We start from the raw sequence: 18,648 nt of genomic DNA, 5'->3' as shown, positions 1-18,648 counted from the left end.
AATTCTATTGTATCTTTGTCAAGTACAGAGTACATAAAGGGTTGGTTTTGATAATTGTATGTTTCGCAACACAAATATCTGCAACCCTTTTTTATTTTTAAAAAAAGTTTAAATCATTTCACTATTAAAATCTTCTGTTTCTCCGTTTTGCCAGCGTACACCGGTTTTTGTGATGCTTTTAATGCGATTAAATTCCGTATAAACTCCACGATCGCGGGCTTCCTTTACCTGCGGAACCATTACAATACTCCCAATATTATAGTTTTCAGGCTTAAAACTTTTTTCTTGTTTTTTGGCTTTATATTTTGCTGAAGCCCGATCGAATAAATCCTTACCATCCACATCATCTGGTAAAAACTGAGGAGTATTTTTAACCGCCCATTTGGTTTTAGCTACTTTTGAAAGCTGCGCCAGAATTTGAGCTCCACTATTCCCCTCGCCTACAACCAACACTTTTTTATTGGCACCGCCAAAGGATTTAATACTCCAAGGTAGTTTACTAATAAAATCTTCAGCTTTACGATACTGCGAGGAATGCAATTGTTTGCCTTTGAAGTGTTTTCTTCCTTTAATTTCAGGAATAATGGGGTGAGACTGCGTGCCGGTGGCTGCTATAACCACTTTAGATTTAAAATTTCCCTGTACACTTTTCAGAATAAACACCTCGTTTTCTTTTTCAATATTGGTTATTTTAATGCCTCTTTTTATCGGAAAATAGTAACGTTTTTCGTATTGGCACAAATAATCGATTACTTCTTCTTTGGTTGGATATTCGGTTTTGGTCTTTGGCATTAGCCAACCCGGCAGCGAACTATGCTGCGCCGTCGAAAATAAGTCTAAATCATCCCAATTTTGATCCCAGGAACCGCCACAATTCAGATTAGCGTCTAAAATGATATATTTTAGGGAAGTTCGTCTTAAATAGTATGCACTGGCAAGGGCACTTTGCCCACCGCCCACAATAATTACATCATATAACATCTAACAACACTCCTTTCCACAGATATCCTGCTGAAAAAAGTTAGTCAGAATATCTCGAATCTCGCCCCATTTGTCTTCGTCTATACAATAACACACCCGGGTTCCCTCAATATCTCCTTTTATGATGCCAATATTCTTTAATTCTCGAAGATGCTGTGAAATGGTGGGCTGCGCAAGACCAATTTCGGTCACCAGATCACCACAAATACAACTTTTAGCTTTAATGATTTGCTGAAGTATAGCAATTCTTGCGGGATGTCCCAAAACTTTGGCTATTGTAGCTATTTGATTCTGACTTTCACTAAAGATTTCTGATTTTGTAACTCCCATAGCCTATTTTTATTGCAATATTACGATAATTATAATTTCAAAAAAAGCTGCAATATGATGCAGCTTTTTTACACATTTTTGATCTAACCATTATTTTCTTGGTGGTTTAGACGGTCTTACCTCTACTTTACTTGGTAAGGTTCTGGGATTCATTCTCATTAAATCGACTACAAGTTCACCAATATCTTCTTTTTGGATTTTCCAGGCATCTTCATCACTTGGAGTATGTCCATTAAAATGCGTGGCTACAGATCCCGGCATAATGGTACTTACTTTTACTCCTTTTTGTCTTAAATCTAACATAACAGCCTGTGAAAAACCGGTTAAACCAAATTTGCTGGCGTTGTAAGCGGCTCCACCAGCAAAGAAATTAGTACCTGCAAGACTGGAAATCGTAATGATGTACCCTTCGTTTTTCACCAATTCGCTTAGCGAAGATTTTACGCTATAGAAAACTCCCGTAAGGTTGGTTTCGATGGTATCATTCCATTCTTCTGGAGTCATATCTTCGATAGAATTAAACTTTCCTACCCCGGCATTAGCAACTAAAAGGTCTATTTTTCCGAACTTATCTACAGCAGCCTTCACTGCTTTTTGCTGACTTTCATAATTTCTAACATCGGCTTCTAAACCAATAATTTCTCCTTTATTTTCTAATTCTTTAGCCGCATCTTGTGCAGCGTCTAAAGAACGGCTGGTAATCGCCACCTTAAATCCCTGGTTTAGCAGCGCTTCTGCGACGCCATAGCCAATACCTTTACTTCCACCGGTAATAAATGCAACTTTTCCTTTTAAATTATTCATAAGTAATTTCTTTATTTTTTTATTTGAAATTTGCTTTAGAATTAAAGCTAATAAAGAAGCTATGGCGTTTAAAATTATAATTGGTAATTAATTGTTAATTTTAAATCTAAAACCTTTATTAATTTTGGTGTTAAATAGTTTCAGAACTAGCATAAAAAAGTATTTTTGCAAAAACTTGATTTCTTACTACTACAAATAAATACACTGATAATTTGAAACCTTTAGAAAACATAAAAGCTCAGAAGCTGCTTAACAAGATTCAGCGAGATTTAATGAGAAACGGAATTATTACCAATACGCTGATCGACGATTTAAAAGAACTTAGAACTTATGTGGTTGAGGAAAGACAGCCACTACTTGCCAAAGTAATTAGATTAACTTTTGAGCATGTAGAGGAGTATCAGTCATTTAATATTGCCATTCCTGAAGACGATCCTATCGAAGATGATGAGGAAAATCAGGAAGTTCGCGTAGAAGATGAAGTAACCGGGCAGGAAAGCCTTGCTTACCTTTTATCTTTAATGGAAGATCATACCAATAAGGTAAATGAGATCGAATTGCGCGATTATATTCAGGCATTTACAGAATACGCTGAAGAGAACTAAGAAACTTCTACGCCTGTTTACCTCTGGACTAACCAGATAAATTTCTTAAAAGATAGCTGATGAAGAAAGATGCGAAGTCTAAGAAGAAAAAATCAAGACTGCGCTTAATGCACCAATATTACAAGTATACTGGTTTTTATAGCTTTGTTTGGAAAAGTCTCAAAAAAGCTATTTTACCCATTGTATTATTTGTTGGTGCTTTATTTGCTTTAGATCGTTTTGTAATTGATATAGAAGATACTTTGGTGATGGTCACTGAAACCTATTCACCAATGGTCATCTTAAGCATCTTTTTTGCCAGCGAATCCCTCTTAGGGTTAATTCCGCCTGAGTTATTTATTGCCTGGGCCGGCAAATCTGCAAGTCCCATTTTATATTTATCGTTTTTAGCGGTTGCTTCTTATGCAGGGGGAATTGTATCCTACCACATTGGCCGGAGCATCACTAAAATACCCAGCGTGCACGAGGCTATGGAATTAAAATTGGCACAGCACATTAAGAATACACGAAAATGGGGAGGATTTTTAATTATTGTTGGTGCCTTATTACCTATTCCTTTTTCTATAACAAGTATTGCAGCAGGGATTATTAATTTTCCGTTTAGCAGTTACCTAATGTTTGGCTTGTTGCGATTTGTTCGTTTTTACCTTTATGCCCTTGTAATTTTCGAAATGGTTTAACGCTTTATAACATTTTGAGGCATAAGGATGTAAACTTGTGCTAAAATTTTGGAACGACCTTTTTTATTAGAGTACATTTAGAACTACCAACTAAAAAACAATCTAAATGAACTCAAAATTAAAGAAGATTGCGCGTACGGGATACGTTGCAAAAGGATCGGTTTATGCGATAACCGGCGTACTTACTTTCTTGGCTGCTTTTAATATGGGCGGGCAAAAAGCCGGAAAATTTCAGGCTTTAGAATTTCTAGAAAAACAATCTTTTGGAAATGCCATATTAATAGTAATGGCTATTGGCCTTTTATGCTATGTAATTTGGAGAGCCATTCAGGTATTTCAGGATCCTGAAAACATTGGTACCGATAAAAAAGGAAAAGTAAAAAGAGCTGCCTTTGGGGTAAGTGCTTTAATTTATCTGGCTTTAGCCATCTCGGCAATCATGAAAGTTATTAATGCCGGAGGAAGTTCCGGAAGCGGCAGTAAAAGTCCCGATTTTATGACTGGCCAGATTGGAGTTTTTATATTTGCTGCTATTGGTATTGCGCTTATTGGTGCAGGAATCAATCAAATGAAAAAGGCGTATACTAAAAGTTTTCTTTCCAAATTTGATTACAAATCCATTTCAGAAGAAAAAAGAAGAAAAACAATTAAAAATACCGGTTTAATGGGACTTATTGCCCGTGGGGTGATATTCTTTATTTTGGGATACTTTTTTATAAGAGCCGCCATGGAATCGAATACTTCAGAAATTAAAAGTACTACCGATGCTTTTTCCTTTCTTCAGGATTCATCTTATGGTCAATATTTATTAGGAGCTGTGGCGGCCGGATTGGTTTGCTATGGTATTTATATGTTTATGATGGCGAAGTATCGTAAATTTAAAGCTTAAGTTAAAGTGAGTTAAACTAAAACTAATTATACCAATAACTTAATCACATAGCATTACATTAGTTAAAAATTAATAACTAACCAAAAAATTAAACGATGTCTATTTTAACAATCCTTCTAAATATTCTTTTACCGCCTCTTGCCGTGTATATGAAACATGGTGTAGGGACTACTTTACTTATCAGTATTATTTTAACCCTTATTGGTTGGCTACCTGGGGTAATTCATGCCTTTTTAGTCAACGGTACTCGATAATCCAGAGAAAAAAGATATTAAATAGAAAAACCGGCATGAAGCCGGTTTTTCTATTTATACAAAGATGTATTATTTATTATTCCTCAACTTCTTCTTTTTCTTGTACCTTTTTTTCCCATTTCCAGGCACTTGCTAAAGAAGTATCAAGATCGGTATCAGCCTTCCATCCTAAAACTTTGTTCGCTTTGGTCGTGTCGGCATAAGCCGCAATCACATCCCCTTCCCTACGCGGAGCTATTTTATAATTTAATTTCTCATTAGTAGCTCTTTCAAAAGAATGTACTACTTCTAAAACCGAACTACCTTTACCTGTTCCCAGATTAAAAACTTCGTACTTTGGCGCTTCTTTATTTTCCAAAAGTCTGGTTAATGCTGCGACATGCGCTTCGGCTAAATCCATAACATGGATATAATCCCTAATACAAGTACCATCTTCAGTTGGATAATCATCACCAAAAATAGATAACTCTTTACGTTTGCCAATAGCTGTTTGGGTGATAAATGGCACAAGGTTTTGTGGAGTTCCCAGGGGTAATTCTCCAATTTCAGCGGAATGGTGCGCGCCAATCGGATTAAAATAACGCAGCGAAATTGCCTTTAATCCTTCTGCAACTTTACAGCTATCAATAATTATTTCTTCCCCAATTTGTTTGGTATTTCCGTAGGGAGATTCTGCTTTTTTTACAGGAAACTCTTCCTTTATCGGTAATTCATCAGCCTGTCCATATACGGTACAGGAACTGCTAAAAATAAAGTTCGCTTTGTCTTTTTTACTTAATTCCTGAAGCAAATAGATAAGTGAGGCAAGATTATTCTCGTAATATAATAATGGATTTTTTACACTTTCGCCCACCGCTTTGGAAGCTGCAAAATGAATCACCCCGTCAATGTCGGTATATTTTTCAAAAAAATCTTTTACAGCACTTTTCTCTCTAAGATCAAGCTTTTCAAATTCAGGGGTTTTTTCTGTAATTCTGGTGATCCCGGCTAATACGTCGATAGAAGAATTAGACAAATTGTCTATTATCACAACATCATAGCCCTTTTGTTGGAGTGCAACCACAGTATGCGAACCAATAAAACCAAGCCCGCCGGTCACTAATATTTTTCCACTCATAATGTATGATTGATTAACCTGCAATTTAGTGAAACTATAATAAATAACGAAGTTGTTTGTAGAATCTTCATTGTAAAGTAATACAAGGCAATTATCCCATATCTTAAACAAAAATTCACTTACAATGGCTTATATTTGTAGTCAAAATTTTTGATATGGATAAAGAAAAAATTGTTCGTTTATTTAAGATTATTAGCACGCTAGAGGCCATATCGTTCTTGGTATTATTACTAATCGCCATGCCTTTAAAATATATTTGGGAAATGCCAGAAATGGTTCGTTTAGTAGGTATGGCACATGGTGTATTATTCGTTTTATATGTTTTTGGCGCCTATTATTTATATGAAATTTTTAATTGGAAATTAAAGCAACTATTTATTGTAGTCATTTGTTCGGTTTTACCGTTAGGGCCATTTTATGCTGAAAGAAAATATTTATAATGATTCAACTGAATGAAGATATAAAGCAACTATCTTGTTTGCTTGAAAATTTTTTACTTAGAAATGGTGTAAATTATAATATTGCACATTACGCCAACCTATTACTTAATATTCTTGTTTTAATCCTTATTATTCTTGGCATTAATTATCTTATTAAGCGCTTTGTAATACAAACATTCAAGACATTTACTGATAAAACAAAAACTACTTTTGATGATTTTTTGATTCAAAGTAATTTTCCACGTTATGTAGGGCAGATCTTACCTTTATTGGTGCTTTATTATCTGGTGCCCATCATTTTTGTCGATTATTCGGCAATATTGGCCATTTTCGATAAGCTCTTTGATCTTTATGTCATAATTCTGGTAATCTGGATCTGTAGGAGTTTACTAAGAACCTCGAAACATTACCTAAAAACCTTACGCCAATTTAACGATAAACCCGTAGATAGCTACATTCAGGTAGTCATGATCCTGGTTTGGGTTATTGGGCTGATGTTTATTTTTGCTGAAATTACCGGAGAATCTGTTAAAAGCTTCATTATATCTTTAGGTGCAGCTTCAGCAGTTCTAATTTTAGTGTTTAAAGATACCATTTTGGGATTTGTCGCTTCCATTCAGGTGGCCGTTAACGATATTGTTAGGATTGGCGACTGGATTACTTTTGAGAAATACGGTGCTGATGGGAATGTGACCGAGATAAGTCTTGCTACCGTAAGAGTACAAAACTGGGATAACACCTTTACTACCATTCCTACCTATAGCTTAATTTCAGAATCCTTCCAGAACTGGCGTGGAATGCAGGAATCTCCCGGTCGCCGAATAAAAAGAGCCGTTTACATTAAGCAGAATTCAGTAAAATTTATGACTTCTGAAAATTTAGAAGAACTTAAAAAGGTAGCTCTCATTAAAAAGTATGTAAGTTCAAGACAGGAAGAAATCGATAAATTCAACAAAGAAAATAATGTTGATAAATCACTCCCTTTAAATGGAAGAAATCAAACCAATTTAGGGATTTTTAGAAAATATGTAGATGCTTATTTAAATGAGCATTCTGCCATTCACAAAGAACTTTATATTATCGTAAGACACCAGGCGCCTACAGATAAGGGAATTCCTATCGAAATTCTATGTTTTAGCCGGGACAAACGATGGGAGAATTTTGAGTATATCACTGCAGATATTTTTGATCATGTAATTGCTGCGATCCCTTATTTTGGATTGCAATTATTTGAATCTCCTTCTGGAGACGATATCACGAAATTATACGGATTTCAACAAGAAAATTAACCTAACTTAAACATAGCGGCATGGCTTTTTAGCCTAAATTGCTGGTTATGAAACTACGCCGCTTCCTTCAGATATTTGGTATTATTACCATTGTCCTTACTATTTTTCCGTTTGTTGCTGCCGATTATTGGTGGATTCGTGTTTTCGATTTCCCTCATGTACAATTAACGATACTTACCATTTTAGCCTTATTACTTTATTTTATAAAGTTTAATATTCGATGGATAGAAGACTATGTATTTGTAATCATATTAATGGCTTGCATAGCAGTACAAATAGGAAAAATTTATACGTATACCCCGTTTAGTCCAACCGAAATTGGCGATAGCAACCCTAAAAAGAAAAGCATCAAGCTGCTAACGGCTAACGTATTACAAAAAAATAATGACCACCAGTCTATCTTAAAGGAAGTAGATCGTTTAGATCCCGACCTGTTGATTTTAGATGAAGCCAATTTAAAATGGGCTCAAGACATTTCGCCCTATCTTTCAAAAAGATATCCTTATAAAAAAGAAGTTCCTTTAGATAATACTTACGGAAAATTATTCTATTCAAAGTTAAAATTAATCGACCCTAAAGTTCATTTTCTGGTAGAAGACAGTATTCCTTCCATAGATACCAAATTGCTTTTTGAAGGAGATACGCTGCAATTTTATAGCATACATCCTACCCCACCCATGCCACAGCATAACCCAAGTTCTTCAGATCGTGATGCCGAAATGATGACAATTGCGCTTAGAACGTATGATGCCAAATACCCGGTGATTGTAATGGGAGATTTTAACGATGTCGCCTGGTCTCAAACGACAAGGATTTTTAGAAAAGTAGGCGGATTACTCGATTTACGTATCGGCAGAGGCTTTTTTAATACTTTTAATGCAAATAACATTATTATGCGCTGGCCTTTAGACCACATTTTTACTACGGAAGAATTTAGGGTAAAAAGCGTTGAAGTAGGCAGGGATATTGGCTCTGATCATTTTCCCGCTTTTGCTGAAATCACTTACGAACCTGAAAGGGCAAAGGAACAGGTCCCTGAACCTCCCACTGAAAATCAGTTAAAAAACGCCAGAAAACAAATTGAGGCGGAAAAGGAAGAAGATCAGGAAAAAGCTAAAGAGAAAACTGAAAAAAATACGCAATAAATGATTTTTCAAGAACCAAATCAAATTCAAGATATCACCGAAGCAACAAGTACCTACTACGAGAATTTCATAAAACAATTACCAGGTATAGGATTCGGACTTTTATTAATTGTTCTTGGAGTGTTAATTGGTTCGGCTATAGGCAATTTTCTAACCAAAAGAATTGCTAAACGAACGCATGACCCATTAATGAGCCGTTTTCTTGGAAAAGCCATTAAGTTTATCATTATTGTCATCGCTATTATTCTGGGATTAAAAGCTGCCGGTCTTGGTGCAATAGCAACCGGGATTTTTACTGCTGCAGGGGCCAGTGCTTTGATTTTAGGATTTGCTTTTAAGGATATTGGGGAAAACTTTATTTCAGGAATCATATTAGCCTTTAATCGACCTTTTAACATTAACGACACCGTAGAAATCGGCGCCAATTTTGGAAAAGTAAAAGCGCTAGAATTTAGATATACCAAGTTAAAAACCTTTGATGGTAAAGATGTTTATATTCCAAATAGTGACGTGCTTACAAAGCCTGTTACCAATTATACCGAGGACGGATTCTTTAGATGGGATTTTATAATTGGTATTGCTTATGAAGATAATATTGATGCTGCCAAAAAAGTAGTCATGGAAACCTTAGCAAAGGAGCCCACTGTAATCGCTGATGATCTACATGAAAATTTTGTTATAGAAGACGAACTGGCAACGAGTACAGTGAACTTAAAAGTTTTCTTTTGGGTAGACACTACCGATTTTAGAAAAATGGCATTAATCACCAAAGGAAATGTAGTACGAACCATTAAAGAAGCTTTAGAAGATAATGGCTTTTATATGCCTGCCGATATACAGGAAATTAAACTTTATGGTGGTGAAAAAGAATTTCCTGTACGGCTGGCAAAAGGCATGCTTGAAAAGGACTAAGCTTATTTATCACCTAAACGATCTTTTACAAACTCTACTTTTGTTTTTCCGTGAGGTTTTGGTTTACCGTTTTCGTCAAGCCCTACCATTACAATTTTATCTACCGTAATAATCGTCTCTCTGGTCATCTTATTTCGCACTTCGCATTTTAGCGTTAAAGATGCCGTTCCAAATTTTACAACCTCGATACCAATTTCAATAATATCACCCTCTCTGGCTGAGCTTCGAAAATCGATCTCACTCATATATTTGGTTACCGTTTTAGGGTTTTCTAGTTGGATAATACTATAGAGTGCGCATTCTTCGTCAATCCACTCTAATAAAACACCACCAAAAAGGGTTCGGTTTGGATTTAAGTCCTGTGGTTTAATCCACTTTCTTGTGTGAAAATTCATTTTTTATTTTAAAGTTAAATAGAAATGAGCCGTCAAAAAACAGCAGTCAATTCTGAAATGTAATGATGAAATAAATATATTATATACCAAAAACTGGCTTTTATGACATTATAAATATTGATACGATTTTTCTACTATTTTAGAATGATCAAAAGCTAGTTCTGGTAAATTATCAATATCAAACCATGCGGCTTCAGCAGCATCATCAGCAGCCTTAAGTGCTTCTTCACGATCAATTAAACTTAGATAAACTATGGAGATAGTACGGCCTCTTGGATCCCTTCCCGGTTTACCAAAGGTGCCTATCTGCTCATTTCTATCTACCACTAAACCAGTTTCCTCTTGCAATTCTCTTTTGGCAGCATCGGCCAGATCCTCCTCTTGCTCTACAAATCCACCTGGTAACGCCCATTTATCTTTGAAGGGCTCGTTTTTCCGTTTAACTAAAACAAGCTTAAATTTGCCCTCACTTTTGCATAAAATCACACTGTCCACCGTTACTGCTATCTCGGCTCTCATAATAAATTGTATTGGTTATTTTTAGGTGTAATTGTTTTAGGAATTACAATATCGGTTCCAAATTTTTTATTGAACTTCTCAATAAAATATGCGGAAAGTAAAGGTGAAGCTTCTTCCAGGTTTTGATGAACATAAAAGTATAATTGCTTTAATCCCTGCTCGTACCACGCTTCTATCCTTTCCAGCCAGTCATCCAGTCTTGCGTAATCTGATGGGTGATTTGCGCCGTTATACCTAATAAATGCCGTGGCATTTGTTAAGCGCATGTGGAGCAAATCCCTTCTTCCGGCAGCATCTACAATGACGCTTGCCAAATCATATTTTAATAATAATTCGTTTAATTGATTGGCGATTTTTTCATCATTGTACCAATCGGTATGACGTAATTCTACCGCCAGCGGAATTTCCTTTGGCCAATGTTTAAAAAATGGTTCTAATCGTTCCATCCATTTAGGCATAAAATTATCTGGCATTTGTAAAAAACAACAGCCTAACTTCTCTTTTAAAGGAAGCATATTCGCAACCACATCGTCTACCAGTCTTTCGGTATCATTTAGGCGTTTAATATGACTAATAATCCTTGGGATTTTAGGCGAAAACTGAAAATCTTCAGTGGCTTTCCCATACCAGGTTTCAAATTGGGTATCTGGAAAAATCCGGTAAAAAGAAGCATTTAACTCAATAGCGTTAAACTGTGTTGCGTAGTATGAGAGTTCATCTTTGGTACCTCTTGGATAAAAATTCTTAAGATCCTGCCTGTTCCATTTGGCACAACCAATTCTTACATTTTCGAATGTTGCACCTGCATAGTTGCTTAGCACCTTTTTTGTTTGAGGATGATCTGGAGGAAGCGTAAAATCTACGCTTCCCGGATCGTCAACCTTTCCAAATTTCATGGATGTGTTTTTAAATTAATATTTATTAAAATATACGGTCTTTCTATTTACAAATTCCTGAATTCCGTGCGAAGAAAGTTCTCTGCCATATCCAGAGATTTTTGTCCCCCCAAAAGGCAACCTGGGATCGCTTTTCACCAGTTCGTTTACAAATACAGCTCCATCTTCAAATTCTGGTACTATCTTCTCCGCAAACTCAAAATCTTCGGTAAAAATAGAAACTCCTAATCCAAAATCAGAGTAATTTACGAGATCTATCGCTTCCTGATCTTCTTTAAAAGTAGTTACCCCTATTGCCGGTCCAAAAGTTTCTTCATCAAAAACGGGCATTCCTTTTTTTACCTTTGTGATAATGGTTGGTTCAAAATATGTTTTGTCTCTTTTTCCTCCTAACACGATTTTCGCTCCTTGTTTTACGGAATCCTGAATTTGTTTTTCAAGATCTTCAGCAAGATCCTCACGAGCCAGGGTTCCTATAAATGTATCTTCATCCATCGTATCCCCACTTTTTAATTCTCTTACCTGCTTCACAAATTCATCCATAAATTCTTCTTCAATAGTTTCATGAAGTAATAAACGTTTACCGGCGATACAACTTTGTCCGGTATTTTGAAATCTTGCCTGTACGCAGGTTTTAACGGTTTCAGCAATATTAGCATCTTTAAAAACGACCAGTGCGTTACTCCCGCCAAGCTCTAAAACAGATTTTTTAATTTCACTTCCTGCGGTTGCGGCAACGGCACTACCGGCAGGTTTACTTCCGGTAAGGGTTACAGCCTTTACGCGTTTATCTTTTAAAATATTCTCGATTTTACTGCTTGATATTACTAAATTTTGGAAACATCCTTCAGGGAAACCGGCTCTTTCAAAAACTTTTTGGATATTATTTGCAGAACGCATCACATTACTTGCATGTTTTAATAAACCTATATTCCCGGCCATAAGTGCAGGCGCGGCAAATCTAAATACCTGCCAAAAAGGATAATTCCAAGGCATAATTGCTAAAACAACACCTATGGGTTCATAGCTTACATAACTTTTTTGGGCATCGGTTTCTATGATCTCTTTCGCCAGATGATTTTCGGCATTTTCAGCATAATATTCACAAACCCAGGCACATTTTTCTATTTCTGCCAGTGACTGCGAAATAGGTTTGCCCATCTCCTTAGTAATATCTTCGGCATAAGTTTTTTTATTATCACGTAATTCTTTCGCCGCGTTTTTTAAAAGCTTGCTTTTTTCTGAAAAACTTAGCTTTCGCCAGGTTTTAAAGCGATCATATGCCTTTTGAATGGCATTATCAACTTCTGCTTTAGTATATTCTTTAAATTCTTCTATGACTTCCCCGGTATAAGGATTTTTTGAAGTGATCATAACATCATTTTTTTGTTCTTATTAAAGGTACTAAGAAGCAAATTGCGAGTAGAACGATTAAGAGGATTTTAACTGACTTTATAAATGTTAAACCTCTTTTAAATTACAAAATATATCACTTAAAATATCGAATCTCATAGTGTAGATAGTTTCAGAAATTTGTTAATTGTTTATAACCAGTTTACAATTAATTTTTGGTAGATGGTAAAGCGTCCTATTTATTCCTAAATTAGAACAAACGCCTTTATTATGAATCCACGTGATTATCAATTGCTCCAATTAAGGCCAGAAATCCCATCAGCTAAGATTTCAGAGAACATGAGTTCAGACGAGAAGTTCCAAAACGGAACGCTTAGGCCCATTGTTAAACTTCAAAATGATTTATTAGTAGAAGCATTCAGGAACTACATTGCCAAGCATAAAAATGCATTTTATGAGCTTAGCCTCCAAAAACGCATTATTTATATTGAAAATGCTATTCAGCGTGATATCAAATTTCGGAATAGTTTAAAGGGAATGGTCATTGGCCAGTTTACGATTGAAGAATATTGTACTTACATTGAAAATTCTTCAGCTTTAAACAAACGAATGATGAATTTAGTGAAACAGAGAATACAGGATAATATACAACTTTTAGAACGCGATATGGCGTACTAAAAGCCCTATAATTATCGTGATTGAAAAACTCATAAGTGTCCCGATAAGCACATATTCTGTTTGTTTACGGGCACTTGCTTCATTCTTATCGGCAAATCGTAAAATAGATTTCGCGGCGATTAAAAATCCTATGGCCGAAAAGTTATCGGTTAAAATAAAGGTTAGTACTAAAATACGTTCAAAAATACCAATATAACGGCCCGCTGCTTTTAAGCTTAGCGGCTCTTTTGTGTTTTTTAAAATCTCGTCATGCCACTTTTCAGTCGCTTTTCCTATGATAAACCCAACCGGAAAAACTATTAACAGGTAAGCGACAACTATGGTTAAAAATTGATTGGAATCTAATAACTGAATAAAAACAGGACCAATTTGGTCGAAGCTGGAACTAAGATATAAACAGGCCAAAACGATCATTACAATATGGAGTAATTGATCTAATAAAAAGTATTTAAGGTTGTCCTTTTTTTGGTTTAGCTTCCAAAGGTCTATTGCAAAATGGGTGATACTTATAAAAATTGGAACAAGAATTTGATCCCAGTCCCTTAAAAGTAAATACGATAAAAAACCTGCTAAAAAGGCATGAATGTAAAGGAAAATAGATTTTGATTTTTTCTTTTGTTTCTGTTTTACCCATGTTGAGGTTTGAAATACAAAATCGGTAAGAATATGCGCTAAAAAAAGTTGTAGAAATATCATTGATTTCCTTTAAATGTTGCTGAAATTTTTTCTTCAAAACGTTTTAATAATCCTGAAATAGGATCCCATCCTGCCGTTTTTTTTCGTTGGTTAACGGCACTTTGGCTTATCCCTACAATCTGTGCTATTTCTTTTTCTTTTAATCCCTGAAGCAGATAAAAAATAACCTCGGCTGAAGCGGTACTCCAACGATCGGCAATAAAATCGAAAAGGGCTAGACTGGTATCAAATTCGGCATTAATATCCAGATTCGACGTTTTTAACATCAATTTTCTGGAACCCGATTTCATCTCATCTAAAGTCCTGCCCGAAAAATGAAATGCTTCTCCATTGCTTTCAGAAATTTCATCACGTTTTAAATCAAAACTCCCAATTCCTATCGCTAGTTTCAAATCGGCTTTAATACTATTCGAATACTGATTGGATTCTAATTTATTCAACGCTGTTTTCAGTAAAAAAGAACATAGTAATGCTTTTTCAGGTCTATTTATAATCCCCTGAAGGCTATCACCACGATAAATACTGAAATTAGCTTTTTTTTCAGCCAATTTTTCTTCAAAATAATCAAACTGCATTTGTAGCGTTTCAATTACCCGCTCTAAAAATGCAGGTTCATAGCCTGAAGAATCAATTAAGTCTGCTGTTAGTACTGCGATCATACTTCAAATATAAAAAAATATAAGTCAAATAACTAATAATAATAAAAAATAAGTCTTTAAGCTTATAAAATACAATTATAAGTTTTAAAGCTTATGTAATGTAAATACAAACATAATTGCATACTAAACTTTTACTAATTCTTCTCACAGCCAAAAACAGATACTTACTTTTAAGTAACAACTAAAAAAATGAATATGAAAACGAATAAGAAAGAGCTATTTTTAAAGTGTCTGGATGCGATTAATGACAAAATCGATCAATATCAAAACCGTATGGATGAAATTAAAGAATCCATGGAAAATAATGATATTAAAACCGATTATGACGAAGACAATAAAGGGGAAATGCTAAGTGATTTTGAAAAAAATGCAGGTTATTTAAGTGAAGCCCAGGAGCAAAAAGAAGATCTTAGTAAAATTGACCCTGATTATAAAAATGAAAGAATTGGTTTTGGTAGTGTGGTAGAAACGAATAAAAATTACTACTTCATCGCTATAGCTCTTGGAGAAATTAGCATGGAAAACGGAAGCAAAATCTTTGCAATTTCTACAAAAGCCCCTATTTATAAAGAATTAGAAGGTAAAAAAACAGGAGACACCTTTACCTTTAATGACGAAGAGCATGAAATTACCGGAATAGAATAGAATAAAATTATTCCGGATACTCAATTCTTAAATGATAGATATTCTTAAGTTTTCGCTTAAGAATTTTCTTTATCATCTGGATTTCCTTAAAGGTAATATTAGCATTTAAAAACTGGCCTTCTTCCATCTGTTTATTAATGATTTTTTCTACAAAACCATCAATAAGCGTGGAAGTGGGCTCCTTTAAACTTTTACTTGCTGCTTCTACACTATCACACATCATTAAGATCGCCGTTTCTTTACTAAAAGGAATAGGTCCCGGATATCTAAAATCATCTGGATTTACTTCATCATCATCCTCTTTAGCTTTCATGAAGAAATAATACACAGTACTTGTACCATGATGGGTACGAATAAAATCGATCACCCGATCTGGTAAATTATTTTTACGGGCAATTTCTATTCCCCTAATCACATGATCTATGATAATTTGAGCGCTTTCCTGAGGAGCAAGATCATCATGAGAGTTCACCGATGACACCTGATTTTCGGTAAAATATGTAGGATTTTCCATTTTCCCGATGTCATGATATAATGCTCCTACCCTAACCAGCATGGCATTGGCATTAATTTCGTTGGCAGCAGCCTCGGCAAGGTTAGCTACATTTAATGAGTGATGAAACGTTCCCGGTGCTTTTTCTGATAGTTCCTTTAACAAAGTACTATTGGTATCTGAAAGTTCTAAGAGCGACATATCTGAAACCATCCCGAAAATTTTCTCATAAATGTAAATAAGTGGCTGAACAAAAAGCGTTGCCAGTCCGCCAAGTAAAAACGTTAGGAAAACTTCAGATTTTATATCGTCTATGGTCCCCTCCTGAATAATAGTAAATGCGAAATAAGAAATAATATAAACCAGCGTAATCTGTCCTACTGAAATAAACAAATTAGCTCTTTTATATAATTCAGATATGGTTAAAATTGTAACAATCCCCGCAATGATCTGGAGAAACATATATTCATAACTATTAGGCACTATAAAGCCTAAAAGCAGTACGGTAATCACATGGGTAAACATCCCCAAACGTGCATCAAAAAATGCTTTTAAACTAAGCGGAAGAATACATAGCGGTACCACATACACATAATTCACATCAAAATTCACCACTAAAGTGGTTAACATCACCATAAAAATAATGTTGAAGAATATAAATGTAATCTTCACGTTATTCTCAAAAATCGTTGGCCTGTATTTTTGAATAAAGAGCAAGAGCATTAATAAGGCCATTGCCACGAGAGCACTGTAGCCTACAATAATCCAGTTATAGTTAGATTTACTCCAAACCTGGGATTCATATTCGGCCTTTAACGAACGTAAAATATCATATTTATTTCCTTCTACAACTTCACCTTTGGCAATTACCCTGCTCCCCTGTTCTATATTACCACGGGTGTACGAAATATTATCGAGCTTACTTTGCAGTACACGTTCGGTAAACTCATTATCATAAAACATATTTGGCGAGACACTGTTAAAGAATACCTCCATAAGATCATTGCTAAACCTGTCTAAATTAGCATCATAGATCTTCTGGTTAATATAATCTCTAATCTCCCCTTGTTTAAAAACATTTTTATAGGGGATCTCGAAGGCTTCATTTCCTTTTCTTAGGTAGATAAGGTCGCCAGGCTCCATACTTTCATTTTCCTGAGCTAAACCATAGCGGTAAATTTCATCGAGTCTGGAAGTTACAAAGTTCGTAATAAGGCTTCGGTAATTTCCTAAAATACTATCACTAAAAACTTCATTAATTTCCTGTAAAGCACGCTTCTTAACACGATCGGCAATATCCTGATCATATTCATAATAAGGAATATTATTAGCGGCAATTTCTTCCCGCTCCAGCTTTAGCTCTTCATCAGATTTTAAAATAGCAAAATCGAATGGGGCGTATAAGCTCTCATGCTGCCATGGTTTTCCTTTTGGGATTTCATATTTGAATTTCCCTCCCTTGGGCAGCAAATAAACAATTAAAACTGCCGTTAGTATGAATAAGAAAACTTTGTAAAAAAGCGCCTGATTTTTGTATAGCTTGTTTACGAAATCCACCATATAAGTCGAAGTATTCGTCAAATGTACTAAAAAATAGTGGTCATTAAATAGGTCTTGCCAAGTTCCTGATAAAATCACTAAATTCGCAAAACAGGAATAGCTAAATTGCGTAATTATGAATAATGAAGTAGTAATTGTAAGTGCTGCCAGAACACCAATAGGAAGTTTTTTAGGTAGCTTATCAGATATACCAGCCACAAAATTGGGATCTATCGCCATTAAAGGGGCCTTAGATAAAATAAACCTGAAACCAGAATTAGTAGAAGAAGTATTAATGGGGAATGTGGTACAGGCAGGTAATGGCCAGGCACCTGCCAGACAGGCCGCCTTAGGTGCAGGAATTCCAGACAGTGTTCCCTGTAGTACTATTAATAAAGTATGTGCCAGCGGAATGAAAGCGGTAATGCAGGCTGCACAATCTATCATGCTGGGAGATGCCAGTATCGTTGTGGCTGGCGGAATGGAAAATATGAGTATGATCCCACATTATATTCATCTTCGTAAAGGTCAGAAATTTGGGCCTGCCAGTATGGAAGATGGGATGCAGAAAGATGGCCTGGTAGATGCATACGATAAAAATGCTATGGGAGTTTGCGCCGATCTTTGTGCCAATGAGTATGAATTTTCAAGAGAAGATCAGGATAATTTTGCGATAAAATCATACGAACGCTCGGCTGCAGCATGGGCTGCCGGAAAATTTGATGAAGAAGTCGTTCCGGTTGAAGTACCACAGCGAAAAGGTGATCCGGTTATTTTTAAAGAAGACGAAGAGTACAAAAATGTGCGCATGGACAAAATCAGGAGTCTAAGACCTGCTTTTTCAAAGGATGGTACCGTAACCGCTGCAAACGCTTCTACCATTAATGATGGCGCAGGAGCTGTAGTGTTAATGAGTAAAACAAAAGCAAAAGAATTAGGTTTAGAAATTCTTTGTACCATAAAAGGTTTTGCCGATGCTGCACAAGAACCCAAATGGTTTACAACCGCACCCGCAAAAGCACTACCCAAAGCTTTAGCAAAAGCCGGTGTTACTCAGGATGAAATAGATTACTTTGAGTTTAATGAAGCCTTCTCGGTCGTTGGACTTGCCAATATGAAAATATTGGGATTGTCTGATGAAAAAACCAATGTTAACGGTGGTGCCGTTTCTTTAGGGCACCCTCTTGGATGTAGTGGTGTGAGAATTTTAATTACTTTAATTAATGTTCTTAAGCAAAACAATGCTAAATTGGGCGCTGCTGCCATTTGCAATGGCGGAGGTGGTGCATCTGCCATGGTAATCGAAAGAAATTAATCCTTAAATTAGAA

General features: G+C 35.6%; 22 protein-coding genes. 11 read left to right on the top strand and 11 right to left on the bottom strand.

Features of this window, described 5'->3' with window-relative positions; translation table 11 throughout:
- Positions 1 to 108 precede the first annotated feature (108 nt).
- The 3 genes from L1967_RS13345 to L1967_RS13335 form a co-directional block, all read right to left on the bottom strand.
- Entirely contained in the window at positions 109 to 981 is an 873-nt protein-coding gene (locus L1967_RS13345) for a flavin-containing monooxygenase (RefSeq protein ID WP_249602057.1), read from the bottom strand.
- The gene (locus tag L1967_RS13340) at positions 982 to 1,311 is read right to left on the bottom strand and encodes an ArsR/SmtB family transcription factor (RefSeq protein ID WP_249602056.1); all 330 of its coding nucleotides are present in this window, start codon (positions 1,309 to 1,311) and stop codon (positions 982 to 984) included.
- A 90-nt stretch (positions 1,312 to 1,401) separates the two neighbouring features.
- Complete coding sequence (locus L1967_RS13335; protein ID WP_249602055.1) at positions 1,402 to 2,115, bottom strand: SDR family oxidoreductase; 714 nt, start codon at positions 2,113 to 2,115, stop codon at positions 1,402 to 1,404.
- A gap of 212 nt (positions 2,116 to 2,327) precedes the next feature.
- On the opposite strand from L1967_RS13335, the gene L1967_RS13330 reads away from it, so the two are divergent.
- The 4 genes from L1967_RS13330 to L1967_RS13315 all read left to right on the top strand — a co-directional run bounded on the left by L1967_RS13330 (position 2,328) and on the right by L1967_RS13315 (position 4,543).
- Positions 2,328 to 2,720, top strand: a complete 393-nt coding sequence (locus L1967_RS13330) for a hypothetical protein (protein WP_249602054.1) — start codon at positions 2,328 to 2,330, stop codon at positions 2,718 to 2,720.
- A gap of 59 nt (positions 2,721 to 2,779) precedes the next feature.
- Positions 2,780 to 3,400 carry a YqaA family protein gene (locus L1967_RS13325; RefSeq protein ID WP_249602053.1) on the top strand — a complete coding sequence of 207 codons (621 nt, stop codon included), beginning with the start codon at positions 2,780 to 2,782 and terminating at the stop codon, positions 3,398 to 3,400.
- A gap of 106 nt (positions 3,401 to 3,506) precedes the next feature.
- Positions 3,507 to 4,289, top strand: coding sequence for a DUF1206 domain-containing protein (locus tag L1967_RS13320; RefSeq protein WP_249602052.1), 783 nt, complete (start codon positions 3,507 to 3,509; stop codon positions 4,287 to 4,289).
- A 95-nt stretch (positions 4,290 to 4,384) separates the two neighbouring features.
- Complete coding sequence (locus tag L1967_RS13315) at positions 4,385 to 4,543, top strand: YqaE/Pmp3 family membrane protein (protein ID WP_249602051.1); 159 nt, start codon at positions 4,385 to 4,387, stop codon at positions 4,541 to 4,543.
- A gap of 76 nt (positions 4,544 to 4,619) precedes the next feature.
- Here L1967_RS13315 and galE read toward each other — a convergent pair whose 3' ends face one another.
- Positions 4,620 to 5,660 carry a UDP-glucose 4-epimerase GalE gene (gene galE / locus L1967_RS13310; RefSeq protein WP_249602050.1) on the bottom strand — a complete coding sequence of 347 codons (1,041 nt, stop codon included), beginning with the start codon at positions 5,658 to 5,660 and terminating at the stop codon, positions 4,620 to 4,622.
- A 155-nt stretch (positions 5,661 to 5,815) separates the two neighbouring features.
- Here galE and L1967_RS13305 point away from each other — a divergent pair, with 155 nt between their 5' ends.
- Genes L1967_RS13305 through L1967_RS13290 form a run of 4 tightly spaced genes read left to right on the top strand, consistent with a single transcriptional unit; the run spans position 5,816 to position 9,446 of the window.
- Positions 5,816 to 6,100 (top strand): DUF3817 domain-containing protein, encoded by a 285-nt coding sequence (locus tag L1967_RS13305; protein WP_249602049.1) that lies wholly within the window; start codon positions 5,816 to 5,818, stop codon positions 6,098 to 6,100.
- Positions 6,100 to 7,389, top strand: a complete 1,290-nt coding sequence (locus L1967_RS13300; protein WP_249602048.1) for a mechanosensitive ion channel family protein — start codon at positions 6,100 to 6,102, stop codon at positions 7,387 to 7,389. Before L1967_RS13305 ends, L1967_RS13300 begins: the two co-directional genes overlap by 1 nt.
- Before the next feature lie 47 nt (positions 7,390 to 7,436).
- Entirely contained in the window at positions 7,437 to 8,534 is a 1,098-nt protein-coding gene (locus tag L1967_RS13295; protein WP_249602047.1) for an endonuclease/exonuclease/phosphatase family protein, read from the top strand.
- Positions 8,535 to 9,446, top strand: coding sequence for a mechanosensitive ion channel family protein (locus L1967_RS13290; RefSeq protein WP_249602046.1), 912 nt, complete (start codon positions 8,535 to 8,537; stop codon positions 9,444 to 9,446).
- Between the two features lie 2 nt (positions 9,447 to 9,448).
- Here L1967_RS13290 and L1967_RS13285 read toward each other — a convergent pair whose 3' ends face one another.
- From L1967_RS13285 to L1967_RS13270, 4 genes are all read right to left on the bottom strand, one after another.
- Positions 9,449 to 9,841: an acyl-CoA thioesterase gene (locus tag L1967_RS13285; RefSeq protein ID WP_249602045.1), complete on the bottom strand. Its 393-nt coding sequence runs from the start codon at positions 9,839 to 9,841 to the stop codon at positions 9,449 to 9,451.
- 108 nt (positions 9,842 to 9,949) lie between these two features.
- On the bottom strand, positions 9,950 to 10,360 hold the full coding sequence (locus L1967_RS13280) for an NUDIX domain-containing protein (RefSeq protein ID WP_249602044.1): 411 nt from the start codon (positions 10,358 to 10,360) through the stop codon (positions 9,950 to 9,952).
- Positions 10,357 to 11,256 (bottom strand): DUF72 domain-containing protein, encoded by a 900-nt coding sequence (locus L1967_RS13275; RefSeq protein ID WP_249602043.1) that lies wholly within the window; start codon positions 11,254 to 11,256, stop codon positions 10,357 to 10,359. The genes L1967_RS13280 and L1967_RS13275 overlap by 4 nt, the downstream gene beginning before the upstream one ends.
- Positions 11,257 to 11,271: 15 nt before the next feature.
- A complete protein-coding gene (locus L1967_RS13270) occupies positions 11,272 to 12,630 on the bottom strand; it encodes an NAD-dependent succinate-semialdehyde dehydrogenase (protein ID WP_249602042.1) in 1,359 nt (452 codons plus the stop codon).
- A 249-nt stretch (positions 12,631 to 12,879) separates the two neighbouring features.
- Between L1967_RS13270 and L1967_RS13265 the strand changes: the two genes are divergently transcribed.
- Positions 12,880 to 13,287: a glyoxalase gene (locus L1967_RS13265; protein WP_249602041.1), complete on the top strand. Its 408-nt coding sequence runs from the start codon at positions 12,880 to 12,882 to the stop codon at positions 13,285 to 13,287.
- Here L1967_RS13265 and L1967_RS13260 read toward each other — a convergent pair.
- The gene (locus L1967_RS13260) at positions 13,264 to 13,983 is read right to left on the bottom strand and encodes a DUF3307 domain-containing protein (RefSeq protein WP_249602040.1); all 720 of its coding nucleotides are present in this window, start codon (positions 13,981 to 13,983) and stop codon (positions 13,264 to 13,266) included. The two genes, L1967_RS13265 and L1967_RS13260, sit on opposite strands and share 24 nt — an antisense overlap.
- A complete protein-coding gene (locus L1967_RS13255; protein ID WP_249602039.1) occupies positions 13,980 to 14,642 on the bottom strand; it encodes a SatD family protein in 663 nt (220 codons plus the stop codon). Before L1967_RS13255 ends, L1967_RS13260 begins: the two co-directional genes overlap by 4 nt.
- Positions 14,643 to 14,837: 195 nt before the next feature.
- Here L1967_RS13255 and L1967_RS13250 point away from each other — a divergent pair, with 195 nt between their 5' ends.
- The gene (locus L1967_RS13250; RefSeq protein WP_249602038.1) at positions 14,838 to 15,287 is read left to right on the top strand and encodes a GreA/GreB family elongation factor; all 450 of its coding nucleotides are present in this window, start codon (positions 14,838 to 14,840) and stop codon (positions 15,285 to 15,287) included.
- 7 nt (positions 15,288 to 15,294) lie between these two features.
- Here L1967_RS13250 and L1967_RS13245 read toward each other — a convergent pair whose 3' ends face one another.
- Positions 15,295 to 17,340, bottom strand: coding sequence for an HD family phosphohydrolase (locus tag L1967_RS13245; protein WP_249602037.1), 2,046 nt, complete (start codon positions 17,338 to 17,340; stop codon positions 15,295 to 15,297).
- A gap of 115 nt (positions 17,341 to 17,455) precedes the next feature.
- Here L1967_RS13245 and L1967_RS13240 point away from each other — a divergent pair, with 115 nt between their 5' ends.
- Positions 17,456 to 18,634: an acetyl-CoA C-acyltransferase gene (locus L1967_RS13240; protein ID WP_249602036.1), complete on the top strand. Its 1,179-nt coding sequence runs from the start codon at positions 17,456 to 17,458 to the stop codon at positions 18,632 to 18,634.
- Positions 18,635 to 18,648 lie beyond the last annotated feature (14 nt).

This window comes from Zunongwangia pacifica (assembly GCF_023499215.1).
In the GTDB taxonomy this organism is placed as follows: Bacteria; Bacteroidota; Bacteroidia; order Flavobacteriales; family Flavobacteriaceae; genus Zunongwangia; species Zunongwangia pacifica.
The sequence above is the reverse complement of the archived record's forward strand: the minus strand, read 5'-3'. Positions and strand labels throughout refer to the sequence as shown.